Consider the following 20,684-nt stretch of genomic DNA (forward strand, 5'->3'; position numbering starts at 1 on the left):
GAGCTTCGCCGCATCGGATGGCAGGAGATGTATCGGCGGCGTGCACAGTCGGCCGCCGCGAGGCGACAGGAAGCAACCGAAGGGAGTCGTCCATGAGCGGGTTTATCGCGCCTCGACCGGTCAAGCCGAGCGCAATCTTACGGTGGTGCAGGCAGGCGGCTGGACTCATGGGCCGAGGCTTTGCCGCGTGGCTCACGCTCATGGTGGTCTTCTGCCTCGCTATATACGTCCTGCGGGCGTCCGCGTTTTTGAGCCAGGTCGTTTCAGGCATTGCCTTCCTGTCAGGTATCGGGGTCGCTGCGCTTGTGGATGACTCCAAGCCCAAGTCTATTTCCGATGTCTTCGATGTCGCGCGAGTCCAGTTGCCAATCACCTTCCGGTACGCGGTGTGCATTGCTGCCGCTGCGGCCGTCGGCGGCGTGCTGCTTGTCGTGTTCGCGGGGCATCCGGATCTGTGGATACGGCAGTTCTACAGCCCGAGAATTCTTAGCGTGACGCTGGATGCCGATGGGTTGATCGCCCTCAATCAAATATTCGCTACTGCGGTGATCGGGCTGTGGGTATTCCACCTTGGCTGCCTGTTGCCGTTGGTCGCGTCGCCATTCCAATACCACCTGTATTCGGCATTCGGGATGCGTTGGATGGCAGCGTACTACCGCGGTAACGGTGGCATGCCTGCGTTCAATGTCATGACGATGCTGATCTACAACACGGGCACGATGCTCCTGATTCTCGTGGTGTGGGTGTTAGCCCCTGTTGTTGCGCCAGTTCTGTTCGCGTTTCTCTCTGCACTCTCCTATGTGGCATTCCGGGACATCTATCTCGGGATAAGCGAGAACCGGAAGATCGCGGGAGCGGTTTGGCGTAACAGCGTCGGAATCAAACCGGCTGGCTAGTGACGAAACGAGGACCAAGATGAAGATCAAGACCGGCGCGGACGGCAATGTCGCTTTGTCCGCGCCACAGCAATGCTGGATTCCGGGGCGCAGCGGTAACCCGGCAACCTTGCAGACGGCCGTTTTTGCGGGCCACGTTGTCATGGCTATCACGGACGACGACGGTGGATTTGACCTGCACTACCTGGGCTTCGAGACAGGCGGTTTCGCAACGATGGATGCCGCCAAAAAAGCCGCTCCAGAGTTCGTGCGCGGCGTGCTTGCCCACATGTCGAAACTGATCGTGGACTAAGCAACGAAGGCATGCGATCCCTCAGCGCGATGGACCGCCACGCGTCTGCACGTAAGGAAGGCGCAACGGCGCCGCAGCAAGTCATAAGAGCAGCACCGTACAGGAAGATGGCCATGGCCAAGGACGATTTCATACGAATCAAGTACTCACGCGAGGTCGACGGTCGCAAGAAGCGCACGTCGGTGTCCGTCGACCCAGACCTGTTCCAGATTTTCGCGAAGATCCGGGGCAGTGTGCCGGCGGCGCGGACGGTGCTGCGTCAATGGGCGGCCGAGATCGACGGCGATCGTCAGTGGAGCGAAGGACTCGGGAGCGACGGGGGGATCGGATCGTCCCGTCTCGTTCAGCGTCGCATGTTCGCGGAGATCAATGAGTTCGTGGACAAAGGCATGATCGTTGTTCGGCAGGAAGAAGTAGAGCGGCATCCGAACGCGCCCCGCCCGGATGTCAGGGCTTCAAAAAAGCGCACGCGCGATAAGCGCACTTTCGCGATGGCGTAGGGGCCAGTCCTTCGGGAATAAGACATGTCACATTTTTAGGAAGGTTCAAAATGAAGCCAGATTTCTTTCTGCTAGTAGGCCTGGGAAAGGTGGCGGTAGCGATTGCTGCGCTCACTGTTGCTTATATCGTGGTTTTCGTGTGCGCGAAGCCACTCGTTGGCAAGCGCGAGGCGCACCTAGCCGGACGACTCAGCGGTGGTCTTGCGGCTCTCTCGACGATGTGCCTTTTGTTCGTGGTCTTCCCATGACGGGAATTTGAGAAGCAATCACGCTTCGTCCCGGAGCGAACCTATGATTCAGATATCCGTCCCCTCGCCCGAGGATCGGCTCACCGTCGCGATGTACCTCGCGGCTCGTGACTGGCTTCTGGCCAACGATCCCGACGCGGCCCGAATACTGACGTGGTCTCGTCGCGAAGTAGCTCCTCCCCGGACACCTGAAGACATGGCAAGGGAGATCGTCTGGATCATTCTGTGTGCCGGACGCTCTGCGCAGGCCGCTCGCACGATCGAGGCGAAGGTGTGGAGAGCGATGGAATCTGGTGAACCAGTGGTGTCGGCGTTTGGGTACCGCGCAAAGGCTGCTGCGATCGAACGAGCGTGGTTCGATCGCGACAGGGACTTCGTCGCGCTCCAAGGCGTAGTCGCGACCGGTGATCCGGAGGCGCTTATCGCGTGGTGCAAGACGCTACCGTTTGTAGGGGATGACACGAAGTATCAGTTAGCGAAGAATTTTGGCGCCGACGTGTGCAAGCCCGATATCTGGCTGTGTCGACTCGCTGGCATTCCAGATAAACCGCGGTATCCGATCAAGATGCGATTTCCGGCGTGCATGGATCTATGTCGCATGCTTGCTCGGGCAACGAATGACAGAGCCGCAGCGGTCGACAGTCTGCTTTGGCTGGCCTGCAACAAGGGTGTGCTTGTCACAGATGCGCAAGCGAGCCCGATCACTCTAAACAACAACCCGCCTCGGATGAGGTCTATCTACGAAAGCTCAGCGGACGGAACCAAAGACGCGACGAGTAGGCAGTCGCAACTGGCGCTAGATCTCTGATTGCCGAACGACACCGCAGATGAAAGCTACTCGACAATTAAAAAGCCGGAGGATCAACGCCTGCGTCGCTTCTGTTTCCGTCGCGATGTTACTTGGCGTTGCAATCGCTTTGCCGAGCGATTGTGACATCGGTCGCAGCTATCTCTGTAGCCACAGAGCGGCTGTGGTCCTTATTCTCCTGGTCTGCGTTTTTGTATCCTGCTCCCTACTGATTGTCCGACGACAGAGCGAGATCCAAAGGCCGAACTGCGATTGGAAGACGGCGGTGTATAACCCGAAAGAATTCAGAAGGCGCCCGAACGATCGCTAGAGTTGCACAAGAGGAGAGCGGGGACGCGAGCACCGGCGTCGCGGAGCAGATATCGAGACGGGCGCTCAAGATTGATGCGATCGTGGTACTTCAGACTTGGCTTTCGTCGAGCCAGCTCGCGGCGACCTTTGCTGCTGCTGTGCGCGCAGCGGCGGACACGTCGCCGTTTACGATTTTCTCAACGAGTGGTTCGTTACCCATGCCTCCGTCGGCGACAATCTGATCGTCGGTCGGACGCGAAAACGAGATCCCAGTCGCGATCAATAGTCGAAGGCAGTCGTCGCTGTTGCCAACCACATCGACAGTTTCAGGTCCCACACCTTGGGGCAGACAGCCCGCTTCGTCTGCAAATGCGGCGAGAACGGCCCGACGATTCAGTTCTTTTTTATCCATATCCGTTTGATTTGAGCGTTGTCTCAACGATGAAAAACCGAGGGCGGCCGGGCTGGCCAGCCGACTCTCTTTTAACGGCAGGGCCGAATCGAAACTTGAGGGAGGACGCGTTCCGGCTACTCCTGCGGCGCACTCGGGGTCGTGGCGGGGCAAATGAAGGAACTGTTTAAGCAGCCCTCCACAGCCAAATTCCCGCCATCGTCTTGATTTGCTGCCTGCGCAAGCTATAACGATGACTGCGAAGCCCTCAACCCCAGCAACGTGTCTAAGAATACCTGGAGGCAACATGGAGCTTTCTCTCATCGACAGCGCGGTAGAAGGAATCAAGTTTTTCTCACCGCCGCCAGTGGGCTTCGACGCACTGGCCGCCACCGACGACCAACTCCGGAAGTATGGTTTCCCGAGGCGGCCGAACCCTTCTGTTGCCACCAAACGCACGATCGCACGGTGGCAACGTGCAGTTTGCGCCACGCGGGTGGTGCCGGACCTTGTGCTGACCGAATATGTCCACGGTCCCATCCAGAAAAGGCCGCAGCGCGCTGGGCTGCCGCCTACGTCAAACAACTGGTCGGGCTACGTCGCACACGACACGACTAATGCGTTTCAGGACGCTCGCATTACGACGGATTTCGAAATTCCGAAGCCTCTGAATTTGATAAACCCCGGGCCAAATCACCTGTCCATCTGGGTCGGGTTCGACGGCGACGGATCACCCGATGTCCTGCAAGCGGGAGTTCACGTCATCACCAGCGGGAAATTGCAAGGCCAATCCACGCAGTCCTACCTCTGGATCGAGTGGTTTCCTCAGTACGAAGTGCGAGTTGGGGGGCTACCAGCGAATCCGGGCGACTGGGTTGAAATTCAGATAGAGCACTATCCAGCTGTAGGAGGTTTTCCGCCCAGGGGAGGAGCAAGTCTCGCGAACATCTCCACGGGTCAGTCAGTTGGCCTCGCTATCACCCCTCCGGCGGGAACGGCGTTGGTGGGGAACTGCGCAGAATGGATCGTGGAACGACCGGGGGTGAACAACGTGCTCAGTAGTCTTCCGGATTTCGTCACAACGATTATGATGACCTGTGACGCGACAGGACCCGGGATATATTCTCCGGGCAAGGTGCCGGCTACCGCAACGATCGTCGATTATGCGATGACGGATGCCGGCGGCACAATCATCATGCAAGCCAACCTTGCTCCACCCCATCTGAAAGCGAACGCTCCCACCGAGTACGGATACACCAACGTCACCTTTCTCGGTGGCACCACAACGGGCAATCCATAAGGAAAAAGAGCGCTTCCCCCTGTTCGCGCCGTTCGAAAATGGCGAGGGAGCGCTCCGCACCGCAAAAAGTCACAACCATTTGCCACTCGATCTCGAATGACGCGCAGACATGATACATACCCGTTATGTATGTGGATCGTACCATCGATTCATCGAATGCTCGCTTCGGGTACTGTGCGAAACTGATGCGCAGGCTCCCTTTTGTTGGAGAGACGATGATGAATCAAAGGGAAGCTTTTGAAAATTGGCACAAGGGAATGTACGGACCGGTGCGATCGCGTCGCGACGGCAATTACCTCGAGCCTGAACAAGGCCGCTGGTTGGCTTGGAGTACTTCCCGCAGTGTGCTTGTGGAAGAAGTGGAGCGCGTAGTGACGCCAGCGATGACTGAGGCAATCAGCAGGTTCGAATTGCTCGGGAGGCAAAGGGACCGCGTGGACATAGATCTGGGGGCCGGCGCAAAGGGTCTTCGTGTTGCGCTCGCCTTCGTCTATGATGCGACCCGACCATCTGAGGACGTTTGATGCCATTCAAGGACTACAACGTAGCCGCGGAAGAAAGCGTGCGCGATGCGTTCAATTCCCCGACGACAGAACTGCGATTTTTTGAGAAGGTTGTCGATCTGTTCCCGAGGACGATCCTCGCCGGTGAGGCGGACGGGCCGGTGGAAGCGCTTATGCTGTGCCTGAATTCGTTCCAACTCTTGCTTGCTGGTGGACGGATTGCATTGACGGGACATGCGAGCGCTATGTTCCCCGTCGTGCGCACAGCCCTCGAATCTGCCTGCTATGCGTTCATGATTCTCGAGAAGCCCGAGCTCGCGGTTGTGTGGAGAGCGCGCCACGAATCCAGATCCAAGATGGACAAGTGCCGCAATACCTTCGCAAACGCCATTAAGGTTGTTTCTCGCGAATGCTCCTGGACTCCGGAGGGAAAGCAGCGGTTGGTCGACACCTATCAAGGCATGATCGACTATGGCGGCCATCCGAATCCCCACTCGATTTTCCATGCAGTAACGATTGATGACGGTGGCGACCATTGGCTTGCCAACCTGAATTCGGTGTACGAGCCTGATTCGGGCATGGCGAGGTGGGTGACGCTCGCGTGCGCGGAAGCGGCGCTATGTGTTGCTGCTGTGCTGGCGGAATGTCATCGAAAGAATGACACAGCGACTTGGAGCGTAATACATGAGCGGATGGACGAGCTGTCAGCACTGAAGACGGCGATGCAAGCCGAAGCTGGTCAGGACAATAACCAACATGATGCAATGAACTAACCTCTACAGCAGCTCAATGAACTATAGCGAAGAACACGAAAGACTGCTCCGAAGTATGGGCCGCCATCCGGACCAAATCGATGCTGGCGCCGCGCTGTGGGCAAACGCGAAAAAGTTGATCCGAAAGCCGCTTTCCAAGTGGCCGCAATTTGAGCCGGTGTGGGACTGCAACGAGGCGAACTTTTACTTCGCGCTCGACGGAGAGTCGCCAGAAGCATTTGCTAGCGACTACCCCCAAGGCGTTCGCTGCTGCGACGTGGACCTGTCCGAACTGGACGCACGTTTATGCGCGGGCAGTCGCCGCTCGGCAGGGGAAGTTTGGGGGTTCGCTGATTCGAAGGTGGCAGAAGCGATTTGTTTCTGGGCGGAAGGTGGCAAGATGACCCCACCGATGATCCTCCTCGTCACCGTCGGAGGAGAGGCTCAGTTGCACGTAAAGGGTGGCAACAACCGATTGGCTATCGTTCGCGCCAAGGGGATCGCGCGAGTCAAGGTTCTGATCCTTCGCGATGAACTCACAGCGGTGAAAGGCATGCTGCCGTCATTGATCGAGTGCACGACCCAGATGGTACAAGATGCCGGAGCGAAAACGTAATGGCGGCATTCGAATCGCCGTCCCTAGTGCGGCTACACGGCGTCGAGCGTTCCGATCGCGTTTCGACCTACGCGGAGGTTGCGGCCTTGGTCAACCGCTGTAGAGAGGCATTGACCGCGGCTAACGTGCACATAAAGCCCAACAGCGCGTTGGGAGCGCTCTTCTCTAAAGCGGATAAGTTGAATCGTTTCTGGATCGCCCAAACAGATCAGGAGGACATTCGTACTTTGATCGAAGCTGATGAGGCCGCTCGGATTGCCGAATCTGTGCTGTCAGCGGTGAACGATCCGGCGGCATCTCAGGCAATCCGGCGCATCACCAAGAGCGATATGCACCTGTCGACCCGGCAGCCATCGCAAGGGAAAGACGCTCTCTGGGAACTGTCGTTGAGGAGGTTCCTGCAATTGCGGAACGTGCCGACACGCTTCAAAGATCCGCCCGACCTTGAGATTATGTTTTCGAAATTCGGTGATTATGGTATCGCGTGCAAGAAGGTCTATTCCCAAGAGTCCGTCGGGAAGCAACTGGCTAAGGGGTTGAAGCAGATCGAGCCATACCGCGGCTCTGGGATGGTGGCCTTCAACCTCGACGACTTGACGCCGGGGGAAAGCATTTTGGCTGCGGCCACGAAAAGCGAAGCTTCCGCGCGCCTCGCGTCTATAAATGTGGCGTTCATTGAAAAACACCGATTGCGTTTTCAGACGGCAATCAAACAGGGCAAGTGTGACGGAATCTGGGTTTCGTCGACCGTCCATGCCGACATTGCAGGCGTGTCCCCGCGTTTTAATCGCATAACGGAGAACACATTATGGACAATCAACGAGGCTCGGTTGGGAACGCATATGCGCATTGCGGAGATTCGTCAGCTAATCGACGGAGGTGGGCGCGCTGATGCGTTGACAGGCTGAATGCTGGTCGGAAAACGATCACGGAGGGATTGCGTCGCTACCGAGAATCTGCATCAACGATCTTGCATTGCGCTGCCCCTGGTCCTCGAAATTATTGTTGAATACCACTTGAGCCCGTTCGACCTTGCGCGCGATCAAGATGATCTGTGATGCGAGTTCACCCAATTCCTGATCGGTGTAGTCGTAATTGAACCGAGCGGACGCAGACGTAGCACCCTTGATGTTCCACGTCTCGTGATTCCGGCCGTGTAAGCGCACCAGCGCCAGTTTGCTGTTGGTGACCTCCCAGACGGCCGGGATGGAATTGGACGTTGTGTTGGGCTCGTCGACGATCACATTCACCAGGCGCCGCGCACGCTCGAATGCCAGCGTGGCCTCACATGACTTTTCAGAGAACCACGACGCGTGACGGAACTCGGTGGCGACAACATAGTCCGCCATCACGTCCGCACAGTGCTCTACGTGAGCGCGGCCGTCGGCGTTATTGACCACCCACGGAGCAAATTGAAAGTGCACCGCGCCCAACTTGCCGGCGGCGCGAAGAGGTTCGATGGCGTCGGTGAATCGCTTCCAAAGTTCTCGAAGGATCTCGCCCGGCGTGTCTTTGTAGTAGAGGTTCTTTTTGTCGCTTGGAGGAAGTGCCGCCTGGATGTCTTTTGGCAGTTTGCTGCGATCCGTCTGGTGGCCGGTAAAGAGACGAAACGCCTTCAAATTGAACGTGAAGTGAGGCGGCGTGCGCTCGGCCCATAAGGCTGAGTTGGAAGCGCTCGGCATCGCGTAGTAGCTTGAATCGACCTCGACCATGGGGAACTGTGTTGCGTAGTGGCGGAGCCGTGCTTCCGCGCTCGTGCACCCCGGGGGATAGAACCGTTTGCATGCGATCAGCGTTGGATCAGTCCAGGAGGCGGTCCCGACTTCGATCTTCATCAGTTTTCCCCTATCACGATTGCTTCAATGGATACACATAACGGGCCGGTGTCTCGCGGCCGCGGTCGTTATGAAGTCCCTCACTTCGATCCAGTCTTGGTTGTCCATGAAGGGCAATGGGCCGGAGACTAGACGGCAATACTGGCGAAATAGTTCAACATCCACAGGTGCTTCGTTGTCTAGCGCTGTCATTGCCGTCGGATCGATTCGAGTCTGATGCCAGCCGTCTTCGTCGAAGTCTCGCCGAATTTCCGCCCATCGGCTCGCGAGACGGATAACAAGTGATGCGCATCGGCCGTTGTTCAACGATATCGTTCGATCAGTGTCCACAAACAGTTTGCAGATGGTGGTCATTGAGATCTCAGTGAAAGTTGCGACTCGTTGTGGCCAAACTACCGAGCAGGTGCGTCAGGTCCACCAGCCGGTTGGCGACTAGATGCTTCACATCTCCCTCTTTCTGCCACACCCCATATACGCCGAGCAGCGCCGCGCCTAACGCTTCCTTTCTGAACTTCTCAACCAGAGACGGCCAGACTATCACGTTGATCTGACCGGTCTCGTCTTCCAGTGTGACGAAGAGGACGCCGTTGGCTGTACCTGGGCGCTGCCGGACGGTCACGATGCCGCACGCCTTGGCAAGACGCCCGTCAGGATATGCCGATAGAGTGGAGGCAGGATAGATCCTCTGCTTGTTCAATCGCTCGCGCAGCAGTGCGAGCGGATGGCGATTGAGCGTGAGCCCAGTTGAACGGTAGTCGCTGACGATCTCCTGCGCCTCCGACGGTGCGGACAGTTCCGGGAGTTCCTCTTCACGATCCGTTGCACGCAACAGGTCTTTATCTGGAACGGCTGCGACTGCCTGCCATAGTGCCTCGCGGCGGTTTCCTGCCAAGCCGGCAAGGGCGTTCGAATCGGCGAGAACCTGCAAGTCATGACGATCGAGCCGGGCACGGTTTGCCAGATCATGCACGTTCGCAAACTGACGCACCGATCGTGCAGCTTCAATGCGTGCTGCTGATTCTTCCCGCATCCCTCGAACAAGCGACATGCCGAGTCGCACAGGTGCCATCGAGCCTTCGCCCTCCAACGCTGAGTCCCAGTTGCTGATCGTCACATCGATGGGCAATACCCGGACCTTGTGCCGTTTGGCATCCTGCACAAGCTGAGAGGGTGAATAAAATCCCATCGGCTGGCTGTTTAGCATCGCGCACAAGAATGCCGCGGGCTCGTGGCATTTAAGCCAGCAACTCGCATAAACAAGCAGAGCGAAGCTGGCGGAATGGCTTTCGGGAAATCCGTACTCCCCAAAGCCTTGGATCTGGGCGAATATCGATTCGGCAAAATCGCGATCGTAGCCGCGCTGGAGCATCCCTTGTACGATGCGGTCATAGTACTGTTCCAGACCGCCCTTGCGCCGCCACGCGGCCATCGCTCGCCGTAATTGATCTGCTTCGCCGGCTGAGAAGCCGGCGGCAAGCATCGCGACCTGCATTACCTGCTCTTGAAAGATGGGAACGCCGAGCGTCCGGGCAAGTGCCGTTTCCATCTCAGGACTGGGAAACGACACGGGCTCAAGTCCCTGGCGTCGACGCAGATACGGATGGACCATCCCACCTTGAACCGGGCCTGGTCGCACAATCGCGACCTCAATGACCAGGTCGTAAAACGTTCTCGGTTTAAGTCGTGGGAGCATGCTCATCTGTGCCCGCGACTCGATCTGGAATACCCCTACGGTGTCGGCGCGACAGATCATGTCGTAGGTCTCAGAGTCTTCGGGTGGGATGTCCTGTAGCTCAAACGGTTCGCCACGCTGCTGACCGACGAGGTCAAGAGTGCGACGGATTGCGGACAGCATTCCGAGCGCAAGCACATCAATTTTCAGAAGCCCAAGCGCCTCGAGGTCGTCCTTGTCCCATTGGATTACGCTGCGATCGACCATCGCCGCATTTTCGATAGGCACCAGTCGTGATAACTTGCCCCGCGCGATAACGAAGCCGCCTGTGTGTTGCGACAGATGTCGAGGAAAATTTAGAAGCTGTGAGGCGAGAGCGGCCCATTGCTGAATAACGGGTGCGTCGGCGTCGAGGCCAGATTCAGTGAATCTTTTCAAAAGGTCTGCGCTTGAGTCGAACCACTGATGCGCTTTCGCCACCTTGTCAACGATAACAGGATCGACACCCAAGGCCTTGCCAGAGTCGCGCAGTGCGCTCTTAGGCCTATAGGTTGTCACAGCGGCAGCAAGTGCTGCGCGTACACGTGTGTATTTTCGATAGATGTACTGAATGACCTCCTCTCTGCGCTGGTGCTCGAAGTCAACGTCGATATCGGGCGGCTCACCGCGTTCCTTAGAGATAAATCGTTCGAACAGCATTGAGCTGCGGGCGGGATCGACTTCCGTGACGCCGAGGCAAAAGCAAACCGCTGAATTGGCGGCCGACCCGCGGCCTTGACATAGGATGCCCTGACTGCGTGCATACCTGACAAGGTCGTACACAGTAAGAAAATAAGGCTCATATTTCAGATCGGCGATCAGCGCGAGCTCGTGTTCGATCTGCTGCTGCACCTTGTGCGGTATGCCTTCAGGGAAACGCCTGTGAGCGCCTATGTAAGTCTCTTGCCGCAAGTATGCGGTGGGTGTGGTGCCCGGCGGTACAAGTTCATCGGGATACTCGTAACGCAGTTCGTCGAGTGAAAATGCGCAGCGGTTGGCAACGTTGAGCGTCTCAGAGAGCGCCTTCTCTGGGTATAGGTTGGATAGGCGCAATCGTGCTCGCAGATGCTGTTCCGCGTTTTGCGCAAGCTGAAAACCGCATTCCGCGATAGAGCGGTTCAGGCGCACTGCCGTGAGTGTGTCTTGCAGCGGCTTGCGGGACCGCACATGCATCGTTACGGCGCCCGTGGCGACTGTCGGCACGCCGTGCTTTTCTGCGACGTATTCGACTGTCCCGCGATGAATGTCGTCCATTGCGCGTGCATGAAGAGTAAGCGCTACCCAGCAGCGATCCGGAAACGTGTCCGCGATCCATCCGACTTGCGAGTCAAGTCGCTGCTCCTTCGCCGGATATTCGGGCGACAGGACTGCAAGGCAGTCAGGAAGACCTTTGAGGTGATGGTAAGGCGCGTCTGGATGCGAGAGATCATGCGGCGTTAGGACGTAGGTTCCTTTGGATGTGCGAGTCCTGGCAAGCGTGATCAGCTCCGAGAGATTGCCGTATCCCTCGCGGTTTTGGGCCAGCAACGTCAACGCGAGCGCAGGCGAACCATCGGCATTGGTCAACTGGAAATACGCGCCGACAATGAGGCGGATGTTGGCCTTTTTAGCAGCGACGTGCGCACGCACGATGCCGGCGAGCGAGCATTCATCTGTTATCGCGATCGCCAGGTAGCCAAGTCGCTCCGCGCGCTCAATCAGCTCCTCAGCGTGCGATGCACCACGCAGGAATGTGAAATTGGAGAAGCATTGCAGCTCGGCATACCCGGGCAGCATTGACGAGTAGATGTCCATCGCATCACCCGAAAAGGCCGTGCAGGAACCACCGAGGATCTTCTTCTTCGCGGCTGCCCACGCGCTCCCGGTATATCCAGTAGCACGTTTGATCGTCAGCCTCGGCAACAAAGTAGTCGCGGGTTACCAGTTCGCCATCCCACCATCCACCTTCAACGCGTTCGCCTGGGGATACCGTGCGCAACGGGCTACCGTAAAACGGGCGATGCTGTCGCGTCATTAACTGGATGGGCTTTTCAAGCAACCACGCGGGTCGAGGCTGCTCGCCCGGGAGATCGCAACCCTTGGCATCGCTCGTTACAGGTACCCAGTTCGCGATTACCTCTGGTCGATGGTCGGCGATGGGCGCTGGACGAAGAACGTTCTCCGGACCAAGTCGAGCAACTAGCAGCTCCATCAGGCGGGCGTGGTCTTCCTTGTTGCCGCCGGGGTCAGGAAAGAGGGAATCCGATGGCGGCTCCGCGAGCGCAACATCATCGACCTCGAGCCGGACAGCGATAACGGCGGCATCAAGCGCAGTGCGGCCAAGGCGCTCTTTCAGGAGTCGCGTCAAATGCTCTTCGTGCCACGTGGGCTCGGCCAAAGCTACGGTAATTTGCGTCGGCGGGACGGCTGAGCGACCACGTTCGTGTTCCAGCAAAACGGAAAAACGTTTCAGGGCGAGTTGTTTGCTCGCGAGCCATCCTGTGAGTTGCACAATGAGTCGTCGCGCGCTGAAGAGAACAGCTTCAGCGTGTTCGACACGATCCGGCAATTCAATGCGCGCGTTGAATGTCGGCGGGGTTTCAACCCAGTGGAAAAGCTCTGGTGCTTCGCCGACCATTCTGTCGAGCCGGTCCAGCAGGGCGGTTCCGCATCGCTTTTTCAAGCCTGCCCGGGGAAGGCGGCGCAGATCGGCGACGGTCTCACAACCAAGACCAGTGAACCAATCAGAGTAGCGTCGCGTGTCTGGTATCAACAAGGCTGGCAAAGCCGGTAGTTGCCGCATCAGCGAGCGTACAGAGAGTCGTTGCCCGCCGCGGAACCTGGCCATCAGCCATGCAGCCTCGCCGGTCGGCGCGACTCCGATTTGGACAGTGAAGCCGAATGCGGCTAGGGATGCGCGCATCGCACGCCTGATCGCGCGTATGCCTCCGAACAAGCGCAGACTCGCCGAGATGTCGACGAGTATGGTTTCTTCTTCCGCGATGGTCACCAGCGGGCTGAACTGCATGAGAGCCGTAGCTACGTCCACGAGAGTCTGCTGTTCGCGGATCTCGTCGCGATCGCAGATGCGGGCGTTGGGTACAAGCGTGAGAACGCCGCCTTTGCGCATGCCCGTGCGAACTCCCGCGTCGATCGCGCGCTTGTCGCATTCCACCACCCGCTCGCGATCCAAAACGACGAGACCGTGGTCCGAATCAAGAGACCACTTCGGCTGGAAGACTTCGAGACTGAGGTGCGGCAGATACGCGCCGATCCAGACTTGCATGGCGATTCAAAAGGATGGGCGAGTGTGAAAGTTGGACGATCAACGGCTCGTCGCGCGCTGGGCCACGGCGTTTGACGAAGTCGAGCGCCACGCTGTCGCGCCGCGGTCTCACCGCGAGCCGAAGAGGGGCGGGCGATGTGTCGCTGGCAGTGGCCAACGGCCGAACCATGAAGAAGAGCGTCTCGCTGGTCTGTGCAGCAAGATGGAGGCGTCTCAGGGAATCCTGGCGCACGTGCGATTGCCAGAAAATCAACGCGCCGAAGGTGCCAGCACGCAAGATCTGCTCCGCGGCCCAGAGGGCATCGGCAGTCTTCTGTGCGCGGATCACGTTGAACGTCGAGTGCGGCAGTTCCCAGTAGGCGGCAGCCTCGGGATGGAACGTGTGCGGGGGCAGTAGCAATGCAATCGGCCGGTGCGCACATTGGCGCAATGCCGGCAGCAGAAGACGGAGTTCGCCCACGCCGGGCTGCTGCACCAGCAGATCGGTCAGGGCGCCCCTTGGCCAACCGCCTCCCGGCAGCTCGGCGGCAAGCTCTGGAAACCCGCACGGCATGACATTCGCCCGGCCAGCCGCTAGTTGCGAGCCGAGCCAGAGCGAAGGATGGATTGTCTCCGGTGCCGGAAGTCCCACGGAAGGTCGCCTATCGAGTACTGTATGAATGTACAGTATATGTCACTCTTGTCTCGCTTGCACAACTCGTAAAAATGGGGTGCGATCAAGTCAGGGCGGCTGTAGTCGTATGATGGCTCTTTGTTCTCGTTGGAAGAAGATGACGGCAGACGACAATTTCGGGACGCGGGGATTTCTGTCGGCGGAGGTCGAACATCATCGCAAGGAAGTCCGACAGCAATTCCCGTCGCAATTCGCGGAGTGCGATGGCTGGTCGGATGAAGCGGTCAGGCAACTCCACGAAGCAACCTTCTCCGATGGTTCGCCGGCAAAGCTGTTTGCGGCAGCTTATTGGATGAAATGCGTCCGGGCTTGCCAGGGAGCAATCATCCTCGCGGAGCGTGGACTCATCCCCGATTCCATGACCCAAACTCGAACTGCCGCGGAAGCGCTTTTTCACGCTGTCGCCCTTGTCGTTGAGCCGAGCGTCGTAGAAAAGTTGATCGCGGAGGATATGCGGCAAAAGCGGAAGCAGGTGCAGGGCATGACGAGAGAGCAGACGGTCAATAGCACGCTATCGGAAGGCGACAGAACGGCATTGCTCGCCCTGCTTGATGCCGAGCACAAGAAGGGCGAGTTTTCCGCGTTCGATGCCGCCCACATAGCAGGGCTCGATTATCTATATCAGACGATGTATCGCGGACTGTCGCTAGCGGCTGCGCACAGCACGCTAACGGCGCTTGATCATGAATTTGTCCGAAGACCTAGTGGCGAGGTCGATCTCGACTTCGGACCGTCTACGGACAATCTGGAATTCGCGCTGGGCATGGTATCGGCATGCCTGAAGATCGGGATAGAGAAGATGTCGGCGGCTATGTCCGACACGGGGGAGGGTCATGGCGTGTAAATGCCGTGCCGAATCAGGTATTCCTTAATGTCTGTGTGCGCCTGTCTCAGAAGGATCGAATCCAGAGGGTAAGTATTAGCGAGCACTCGGCCACGACTGCCAACACTGTCAAAAAACGAGGGGAGATCGGCAGCATGTGCAAAATGCGCGGCCATGGCAAAGCTATGAATCGTGTACTGGTCGCCCATCGCCTCGATCGTTATGGAGGCAGACTCTCCACTGCTCAGAAATAGTTCAACCGAGGTGAACATTTTGCCGACGTGCTGGAGTTCGATCCTCAGGACGGTCTCGAGAAACTGGTGTACGTTCATGTGCTGGCGAATTGGGGACTTGCAGGCTTGGGCAAGGATTATCGCGCGTTATCGAAAGCGTTGGGTCTAAGGAAGTTCGTGCGTTCGCTTATCGAAAGGGAGCGATGCAAGTGCCAGTTGGGATGAAGAATGTTTCGACCAGACGAAGGCGGCCATCAATGCAGAAGATGCCGGATGCGATTGCCCCGCAACTCGCAACGCTTGCCAAAGCCCCCCCGACTGTTGGCGAATGGTCTTACGAGATTAAGTTCGACGGCTACAGGCTGATGTGCAGGCTTGAGCGCGGACAAGCCCGGCTCATTACGCGTGGAGGCCACGATTGGGCCAGCAAGATGCCTGCGTTGGCTCGCGAGATCGAGACGCTACCGAGCGAGACAGTATGGCTCGATGGAGAAGTCGTGGTCTTGAACGACAGCGGATTGCCAGACTTCAACGCGCTTCAAAACGCCTTCGATCGCCGGAGCACATCGGATTTGACCTACTTCGCTTTCGATCTGCTCTTTATAAACGGACAGGATATGCGCGAGTCGCCGCTTCGTGAAAGGCGAGAGGCCCTCATCTCCCTGCTGGCAGATTTTCCAAGCGAAAGGATTCGTACCAGTGAATCTTTCACTGACGATCCACATTCATTGCTGGCGTCCGCATGCCGGATGCGTCTTGAAGGCATCATGGGCAAGCGCCTGGATGCTCCATATCGTTCTGGTCGCTCCACTGATTGGATCAAACTGAAATGCTTCCTGAGGCAAGAGTTCGTCGTTGGTGGCTTCACCAGACCCTCCGGTGCGCGATCAGGAATTCGGTCACTTATGATTGGCGTCCACGAGCGTGATGGGTCGCTTCGATACGCGGGTACGGTCAAGGCGGAATTGCGGACCGCACAACGGGCAGAGCTTGAACAGCGGGTCGTGGCATTCGCTACTACGGAGCCGCCGTTCTACAACCCACCGTCGCACAAGCGAGGCACGGAATTCGTGTGGCTGACGCCCGAGATTGTGGTTGAGGCGTCGTTTCTCGAATGGACACCTGGTGGAGAAGCGAGGCACGCCACATTCAAAGGCCTCCGTTACGACAAGGCGGCCTCGTCCATCACTCAAGAGGCGGCGGTTGACGTTGGCACTGTGAGCGGCCAGACGGGCGAGGGGGCGCCGCTAGGACGAGCACAAACTGGTAGCGCTCCGGTTGTTGTTGGCGTCAAGATTTCCAATCCCGATCGGGTAATCGACAAACAATCGGGAATCCGAAAGATTGAACTGGTACGCTACTACGACGAGATTTCCGAGTTTGCGCTTCCGTACCTCATGGATCGGCCGGTTTCTCTCGTGCGCGCACCCGAGGGGATACAGGGGGAGTTGTTCTTCCAAAAGCACGAGGAGCGATCCGCGATACCAGGCATCACGCGGTTGCCTTCAGACTTCTTTCCGGGACATCAACCCTTGTTGGTAATTGACACCAGAGAAGCGCTCGTTGCCGTCGCGCAGATGAACGCGGTGGAATTGCACAGTTGGAACGCGAGTCAGCCCGACTTGGAACACCCCGATAGATTCGTGCTGGACCTAGATCCAGACCCCTCGCTTCCCTGGCAAATGATGACGGATGCGGCGACCCTCGCGAAGGTTTTGCTTGACGAGATTGGGCTGAAAAGCTTCATCAAGACTAGCGGAGGGAAGGGCTATCACATCGTCGTGCCGGTCACCCGCAGGCAAGACTGGGAAGACATCAAAACCTTCTCTCAATCGATTGCGCGTTACATGGCGCGGCTCATGCCGGAGCGATTCTCGGCGGTGCTCGGTCCGAAAAATCGCGTCGGGAAAATATTCATTGACTACCTCCGGAACAGCAAAGGCGCGAGCACTGCCGCAATATATTCTGCTCGTGCAAGGCCTGGTATGGGCGTCTCGATGCCAATCGCCTGGGAGGAGTTAAACGACGTGGCATCAGCCGATCAATGGACAATTGCGAATGCGGTGCAACGTATGCGGTCGTTGGGCGCTGATCCTTGGGCCGGATATCACAGAACGCGGCAGGGCCTGACGGCTGCAATGCGCCGCGCTGTCGACATGAAGTAAGTCGGCGGTGGAGCAGCGATTCATTATTAGCTTTTTTTGGTCGACCTGTGCTTGCTCAATTCGGTACTAACTGCTCTACGCGCTGCCGCCCGCTCTCGGGCGAATCGCGAGTGCCTGTTCCAGTGGAAGACAGTGCCGCGCTGCGTGTTGACAACCGGCTCCTGTACGGTCTTCGTCTGAAGAAATTCGACTGCGGACTGGACATTGTCAATGGTGGCGACTTGTTCTGCCAAGTCAGCACGGACGTTGCCGCAGACAACTAGTATCCCCTTGCCACAAAAATGGCGCCGTAAGCTTTCTAATCCCAATTTGAGTGTGAAAGCGAACGTCGCATAGGCCTCAGGTGGCTCGAGTAGGTCTTCTTCCGCAGTCACCATGTCGACGGTAGACTCGTCGTCAGCCATATCAGTCCACAGGTTAGTCATCTCAAGGCATTCTGTGTCGAGTAGAGCGGGGGCGCGATCAAAACCGTTGCTCACCTTCGTAACAGAACGCTCAAGCGGATCTATCAGATAGGAAACAAACATTGCCGCCTCTCGAGTACACGTTAGGTCGTGCTTCATCGATTGTAGGTTCGCAAGTCGTGTTCCGCATGCACCGGATGCTCGCCACGCGCCGGTGCGTCACTTCTGCAAATTGCGATAACGGTTGAAGTGCCGGATTGCTTTTGTTGCCTCACCCAGTTCTTCGTGTATCCGAGCGGCGTTAAAATGCGCGTCGGCGAAGTTCGGCGAGCGGCGGATGCATTCCTGATACGAATCCAATGCGTCCCGAAGTTGCCCAGAGTCCTCGAGCGCCACCCCGATATTGAAGTGCAGTGTTGCGTCGTCGGGCTGATATCTTAATGCGGCCTTATACACCGTGATGGCGTCATTGAATCGCTCCGTTTCTACGAGAATGCACCCAAGATTCAAAGACGCGTTGATGTAGTCGGGCGCCAGAAGTAGTGCTTCCCTGTACATCGTTTCTGCGGCTTCAGGATTTTCTCCCTCGAGATCCCGCGCCTCATAGAAGAGATCCTCAGCCGACGATCGCGTCTTTTCCAAGCGCGGACGTTCCAGTGACGCGACGTTCCCGCATGCTGGCTTTGGTTCGAAATCCAGCAGCAACTGGCCAGACTCTGCGTCCCATTGCCGACTGGTGTCGTCGCGCACGGCGACGCGATCGCCGACGGCAGCGATCCGGACGCTAGTCAGCGAGCCGTCTCGAGACCAGCTTTTTTGGAGGTGATCAAGTGCGCGGACGATTTTCATCGGCGAGACGCCTGCGACGCGCAAAGCATGCGCGGTCCGCAGAATCACGACATCTCGGAAGCTAAACCGGCGTTCGCGGCGTTCGCCAGCGCTCGGCGTTACGAAACCGGCAGCAATGAGCCGTTCGACGACGCTTCGCGAGACGCTAAGCATTCGTTGGACTTCCCGCAGGCTGTAGCCGGCGTCGCGCATGCTCACTTCTTCGTGCCAGTCTTCCGGGCCGGTGCTGGCTGCTCATCGGCTGGCGCCCGGCGCACTGCACGACGTTGAGTTGCAGCAGGCGGTTCGCCGGCAACTTGTCCCGTCTTCGCAGTTTTCCCTACGGCGGCGCGTGGCGCGGTTCGTCCGTCGGCTGGGGGCTTTTTCTTCAGGCTGGCACGTAGGGCCTCGACCAGATCGATGACCTGTGCGCTCGCCTGTTCGACTGAAGGGGCAGCGGTGATTTTGTTGCCTGCTATCTTTTTATCGATCTCGGCGAGAATCCGCTCTTTTTCCTCGTCCTTGTACGCAGAAGCATCGTAACTGTCGACCCGGTACTGATCGATTAGCTGCTCGGCAAGCTGGAGCTCAGCCTGTTGCACGTCGCCCAGTCGGATGCCGATTTCTGCCTGCGATCGCACTTCGTCAGCATAGAGCAGAGTTTGCAGGATGATGCCGTCTTGCCCGGCCCGGATCTGGACCATGTGCTGTTTTCCTTTCCATACCCACTTCGCAATCGCACATGTATCGCTATCCTTCATTGCCTGATAGAGCAACTGATAGGGCTTGTCTCCGCGTTTGTCGGGGCCAAGGAAGTAGGCTTTGTCGAGGTAGATCGGGTCTACAGCACCAGTCGGCACGAACGACACGATGTCGATGGTATGGCTAGCACTGACCTCAAGTGCTTCCAGTTCGGACTTGTCAAAGAGGACATATCGCTCCTTCTCGAATTCATACCCTTTGACCATGTCGGCTCGCTCGACCACCTTCGCGTCATGCGGGCAGACGTACTGTTGCTTCAGTCTTGTGCCACATTCTTTATGCATGAGATTGAACCCGATGCCGGACTTCGACTCGGTGGCTGTGAAGACTTTGATCGGCACTGAAACAAGTCCGAAGGAAAGTGTCATAGAAGCGATCGATCGGGCAGCCATGTTGCTACTCCTCAGAAGTCCGCTTGGGAACTGTACTCCAACGTCTCGACGCATGCGCCAGCTTCGGCGATTAAGCAGGAAAGATGCCCGTCCGACCGCGCAGGAAATGGGGCACGTTGCGAAGGTGAGGAGGATTTATGAAGACGAATTCCATATTCGAGGACGAAGGGCGTGATGGCCAGCTCGCTAGGGCGCTAAATGCAGCACTGCACGCCCTAGCCGTTCACGATCGAATGCGGGCCATTAGCGAAGGCGAGGAGATTCATCTGGACTTCCGCGGAGAGATCGAAGTGATTCGGGCCGCCCTTGAGCTTTTAGGCGTGACCCGAGAAGAGGTGTTGCCGTTCCCCGGCCCGCCTCCCGAGCCCGACTGATCCACACTTTGATAATATTGGCCCGGGATAGCACCGTTAAGCCTCCGGCTATCTAGACAACTGTTTACCTTAGAAATTGTAAGGCGCTCCTTGCACCGCCTCACGAATTATGTGTTGAAGAAATAAAGTCTGACCTCTGGGTGCGTGCGAATGACAAAGCCTGACGACCTGACGCCTTCACAACAGTGGGCGCTACGCGATTGCGCGAATTACCCTCCGGGCAAATATGTCTGGAAGCGCGTGACAATGCGCAAACTCAGCGCGCTCGGTCTGACTCTCGAGCTGGACGGCGGCGCCTATGCTCTAACCATGGCAGGCGAACAGCTCGTCGAGGAGTTGCGCGGGGCACGACGGCAACGATAGGGCACCGGGAAGCGGACCATGAGATTGAAGACTCAAAGGCTGCGGCTGATGGCCGAGATGGAAGAAGCGGTGCGACGAGGCGAGGTGCTGGTGCGGCCGACATGCGGACCTGTCTACGATGTCACTCTGACGAAGAGCGGCGCCGTCCAATGGAGTGTCGAAGGCAAGCGATGCAGCCGTGAGGATGCGTACCGCTTCCTTGTTCGTTGCGATCACGAATGGATGGGCATGCCAATGACAGGGGCTTCGCCCGGGCCAA

The 20,684-nt window shown here is 57.7% G+C and carries 21 protein-coding genes; 12 read left to right on the forward strand and 9 right to left on the reverse strand.

What is annotated here, in order from left to right; all coding sequences use genetic code 11:
* Positions 1-92 precede the first annotated feature (92 nt).
* The 4 genes from LDZ21_RS27710 (at position 93) to LDZ21_RS27725 (ending at position 2,744) form a co-directional block, all read left to right on the forward strand.
* Positions 93-896 carry a hypothetical protein gene (locus tag LDZ21_RS27710; protein WP_244797405.1) on the forward strand — a complete coding sequence of 268 codons (804 nt, stop codon included), beginning with the start codon at positions 93-95 and terminating at the stop codon, positions 894-896.
* Between the two features lie 19 nt (positions 897-915).
* A complete protein-coding gene (locus LDZ21_RS27715) occupies positions 916-1,188 on the forward strand; it encodes a hypothetical protein (RefSeq protein WP_244797406.1) in 273 nt (90 codons plus the stop codon).
* 113 nt (positions 1,189-1,301) lie between these two features.
* Positions 1,302-1,688 carry a hypothetical protein gene (locus LDZ21_RS27720; protein WP_244797407.1) on the forward strand — a complete coding sequence of 129 codons (387 nt, stop codon included), beginning with the start codon at positions 1,302-1,304 and terminating at the stop codon, positions 1,686-1,688.
* 291 nt (positions 1,689-1,979) lie between these two features.
* Entirely contained in the window at positions 1,980-2,744 is a 765-nt protein-coding gene (locus LDZ21_RS27725) for a hypothetical protein (RefSeq protein WP_244797408.1), read from the forward strand.
* A gap of 400 nt (positions 2,745-3,144) precedes the next feature.
* On the opposite strand, the gene LDZ21_RS27730 is transcribed toward LDZ21_RS27725, so the two are convergent.
* Complete coding sequence (locus LDZ21_RS27730; protein ID WP_244797409.1) at positions 3,145-3,447, reverse strand: hypothetical protein; 303 nt, start codon at positions 3,445-3,447, stop codon at positions 3,145-3,147.
* Between the two features lie 286 nt (positions 3,448-3,733).
* Between LDZ21_RS27730 and LDZ21_RS27735 the strand changes: the two genes are divergently transcribed.
* The 5 genes from LDZ21_RS27735 to LDZ21_RS27750 all read left to right on the forward strand — a co-directional run bounded on the left by LDZ21_RS27735 (position 3,734) and on the right by LDZ21_RS27750 (position 7,505).
* Positions 3,734-4,726 (forward strand): G1 family glutamic endopeptidase, encoded by a 993-nt coding sequence (locus tag LDZ21_RS27735; RefSeq protein WP_244797410.1) that lies wholly within the window; start codon positions 3,734-3,736, stop codon positions 4,724-4,726.
* A gap of 218 nt (positions 4,727-4,944) precedes the next feature.
* Positions 4,945-5,250, forward strand: coding sequence for a phiTE_015 family protein (locus tag LDZ21_RS31555; protein WP_483305731.1), 306 nt, complete (start codon positions 4,945-4,947; stop codon positions 5,248-5,250).
* A complete protein-coding gene (locus LDZ21_RS27740) occupies positions 5,250-6,002 on the forward strand; it encodes a hypothetical protein (protein ID WP_244797411.1) in 753 nt (250 codons plus the stop codon). Before LDZ21_RS31555 ends, LDZ21_RS27740 begins: the two co-directional genes overlap by 1 nt.
* A 16-nt stretch (positions 6,003-6,018) precedes the next feature.
* Positions 6,019-6,597, forward strand: a complete 579-nt coding sequence (locus LDZ21_RS27745) for a hypothetical protein (RefSeq protein WP_244797412.1) — start codon at positions 6,019-6,021, stop codon at positions 6,595-6,597.
* A complete protein-coding gene (locus tag LDZ21_RS27750; protein ID WP_244797413.1) occupies positions 6,597-7,505 on the forward strand; it encodes a hypothetical protein in 909 nt (302 codons plus the stop codon). Before LDZ21_RS27745 ends, LDZ21_RS27750 begins: the two co-directional genes overlap by 1 nt.
* 18 nt (positions 7,506-7,523) lie before the next feature.
* On the opposite strand, the gene LDZ21_RS27755 is transcribed toward LDZ21_RS27750, so the two are convergent.
* The 4 genes from LDZ21_RS27755 to imuA all read right to left on the reverse strand — a co-directional run bounded on the left by LDZ21_RS27755 (position 7,524) and on the right by imuA (position 14,039).
* A complete protein-coding gene (locus LDZ21_RS27755; protein ID WP_244797414.1) occupies positions 7,524-8,432 on the reverse strand; it encodes a DUF72 domain-containing protein in 909 nt (302 codons plus the stop codon).
* A 361-nt stretch (positions 8,433-8,793) separates the two neighbouring features.
* A complete protein-coding gene (locus tag LDZ21_RS27760; RefSeq protein WP_244797415.1) occupies positions 8,794-11,937 on the reverse strand; it encodes an error-prone DNA polymerase in 3,144 nt (1,047 codons plus the stop codon).
* A 4-nt stretch (positions 11,938-11,941) separates the two neighbouring features.
* Complete coding sequence (locus LDZ21_RS27765; protein WP_244797416.1) at positions 11,942-13,408, reverse strand: Y-family DNA polymerase; 1,467 nt, start codon at positions 13,406-13,408, stop codon at positions 11,942-11,944.
* Entirely contained in the window at positions 13,338-14,039 is a 702-nt protein-coding gene (gene imuA, locus LDZ21_RS27770) for a translesion DNA synthesis-associated protein ImuA (protein WP_244797417.1), read from the reverse strand. Before imuA ends, LDZ21_RS27765 begins: the two co-directional genes overlap by 71 nt.
* A gap of 139 nt (positions 14,040-14,178) precedes the next feature.
* On the opposite strand from imuA, the gene LDZ21_RS27775 reads away from it, so the two are divergent.
* On the forward strand, positions 14,179-14,925 hold the full coding sequence (locus tag LDZ21_RS27775) for a DUF5677 domain-containing protein (protein WP_244797418.1): 747 nt from the start codon (positions 14,179-14,181) through the stop codon (positions 14,923-14,925).
* On the opposite strand, the gene LDZ21_RS27780 is transcribed toward LDZ21_RS27775, so the two are convergent.
* Complete coding sequence (locus LDZ21_RS27780; protein ID WP_244797419.1) at positions 14,913-15,236, reverse strand: hypothetical protein; 324 nt, start codon at positions 15,234-15,236, stop codon at positions 14,913-14,915. The two genes, LDZ21_RS27775 and LDZ21_RS27780, sit on opposite strands and share 13 nt — an antisense overlap.
* 158 nt (positions 15,237-15,394) lie before the next feature.
* Between LDZ21_RS27780 and ligD the strand changes: the two genes are divergently transcribed.
* Complete coding sequence (gene ligD / locus LDZ21_RS27785; RefSeq protein ID WP_244797420.1) at positions 15,395-17,302, forward strand: DNA ligase D; 1,908 nt, start codon at positions 15,395-15,397, stop codon at positions 17,300-17,302.
* Positions 17,303-17,328: 26 nt separating this feature from the next.
* On the opposite strand, the gene LDZ21_RS27790 is transcribed toward ligD, so the two are convergent.
* The 3 genes from LDZ21_RS27790 to ku all read right to left on the reverse strand — a co-directional run bounded on the left by LDZ21_RS27790 (position 17,329) and on the right by ku (position 19,688).
* Complete coding sequence (locus LDZ21_RS27790; RefSeq protein WP_244797421.1) at positions 17,329-17,829, reverse strand: hypothetical protein; 501 nt, start codon at positions 17,827-17,829, stop codon at positions 17,329-17,331.
* 96 nt (positions 17,830-17,925) lie between these two features.
* Positions 17,926-18,747, reverse strand: coding sequence for a tetratricopeptide repeat protein (locus LDZ21_RS27795; RefSeq protein ID WP_244797422.1), 822 nt, complete (start codon positions 18,745-18,747; stop codon positions 17,926-17,928).
* A gap of 2 nt (positions 18,748-18,749) precedes the next feature.
* The gene (gene ku, locus LDZ21_RS27800; protein WP_244797423.1) at positions 18,750-19,688 is read right to left on the reverse strand and encodes a non-homologous end joining protein Ku; all 939 of its coding nucleotides are present in this window, start codon (positions 19,686-19,688) and stop codon (positions 18,750-18,752) included.
* 137 nt (positions 19,689-19,825) lie between these two features.
* Here ku and LDZ21_RS27805 point away from each other — a divergent pair, with 137 nt between their 5' ends.
* Positions 19,826-20,062 (forward strand): hypothetical protein, encoded by a 237-nt coding sequence (locus tag LDZ21_RS27805; RefSeq protein WP_244797424.1) that lies wholly within the window; start codon positions 19,826-19,828, stop codon positions 20,060-20,062.
* The last annotated feature ends 622 nt before the right edge of the window (positions 20,063-20,684 follow it).

Origin of the sequence: Caballeronia grimmiae (assembly GCF_022879615.1) — a bacterium.
Taxonomy (GTDB): domain Bacteria; phylum Pseudomonadota; class Gammaproteobacteria; order Burkholderiales; family Burkholderiaceae; genus Caballeronia; species Caballeronia grimmiae.

Coding starts and splice junctions, on each gene's coding strand:
- LDZ21_RS27710 (WP_244797405.1), top strand. CDS start 93: ATGAGCGGGTTTATCGCGCCTCGACCGGTCAAGCCGAGCGCAATCTTA.
- LDZ21_RS27715 (WP_244797406.1), top strand. CDS start 916: ATGAAGATCAAGACCGGCGCGGACGGCAATGTCGCTTTGTCCGCGCCA.
- LDZ21_RS27720 (WP_244797407.1), top strand. CDS start 1,302: ATGGCCAAGGACGATTTCATACGAATCAAGTACTCACGCGAGGTCGAC.
- LDZ21_RS27725 (WP_244797408.1), top strand. CDS start 1,980: ATGATTCAGATATCCGTCCCCTCGCCCGAGGATCGGCTCACCGTCGCG.
- LDZ21_RS27730 (WP_244797409.1), bottom strand. CDS start 3,447: ATGGATAAAAAAGAACTGAATCGTCGGGCCGTTCTCGCCGCATTTGCA.
- LDZ21_RS27735 (WP_244797410.1), top strand. CDS start 3,734: ATGGAGCTTTCTCTCATCGACAGCGCGGTAGAAGGAATCAAGTTTTTC.
- LDZ21_RS31555 (WP_483305731.1), top strand. CDS start 4,945: ATGAATCAAAGGGAAGCTTTTGAAAATTGGCACAAGGGAATGTACGGA.
- LDZ21_RS27740 (WP_244797411.1), top strand. CDS start 5,250: ATGCCATTCAAGGACTACAACGTAGCCGCGGAAGAAAGCGTGCGCGAT.
- LDZ21_RS27745 (WP_244797412.1), top strand. CDS start 6,019: ATGAACTATAGCGAAGAACACGAAAGACTGCTCCGAAGTATGGGCCGC.
- LDZ21_RS27750 (WP_244797413.1), top strand. CDS start 6,597: ATGGCGGCATTCGAATCGCCGTCCCTAGTGCGGCTACACGGCGTCGAG.
- LDZ21_RS27755 (WP_244797414.1), bottom strand. CDS start 8,432: ATGAAGATCGAAGTCGGGACCGCCTCCTGGACTGATCCAACGCTGATC.
- LDZ21_RS27760 (WP_244797415.1), bottom strand. CDS start 11,937: ATGGACATCTACTCGTCAATGCTGCCCGGGTATGCCGAGCTGCAATGC.
- LDZ21_RS27765 (WP_244797416.1), bottom strand. CDS start 13,408: ATGCAAGTCTGGATCGGCGCGTATCTGCCGCACCTCAGTCTCGAAGTC.
- LDZ21_RS27775 (WP_244797418.1), top strand. CDS start 14,179: ATGACGGCAGACGACAATTTCGGGACGCGGGGATTTCTGTCGGCGGAG.
- LDZ21_RS27780 (WP_244797419.1), bottom strand. CDS start 15,236: ATGAACGTACACCAGTTTCTCGAGACCGTCCTGAGGATCGAACTCCAG.
- ligD (WP_244797420.1), top strand. CDS start 15,395: ATGCAGAAGATGCCGGATGCGATTGCCCCGCAACTCGCAACGCTTGCC.
- LDZ21_RS27790 (WP_244797421.1), bottom strand. CDS start 17,829: ATGTTTGTTTCCTATCTGATAGATCCGCTTGAGCGTTCTGTTACGAAG.
- LDZ21_RS27795 (WP_244797422.1), bottom strand. CDS start 18,747: ATGCGCGACGCCGGCTACAGCCTGCGGGAAGTCCAACGAATGCTTAGC.
- ku (WP_244797423.1), bottom strand. CDS start 19,688: ATGGCTGCCCGATCGATCGCTTCTATGACACTTTCCTTCGGACTTGTT.
- LDZ21_RS27805 (WP_244797424.1), top strand. CDS start 19,826: ATGAAGACGAATTCCATATTCGAGGACGAAGGGCGTGATGGCCAGCTC.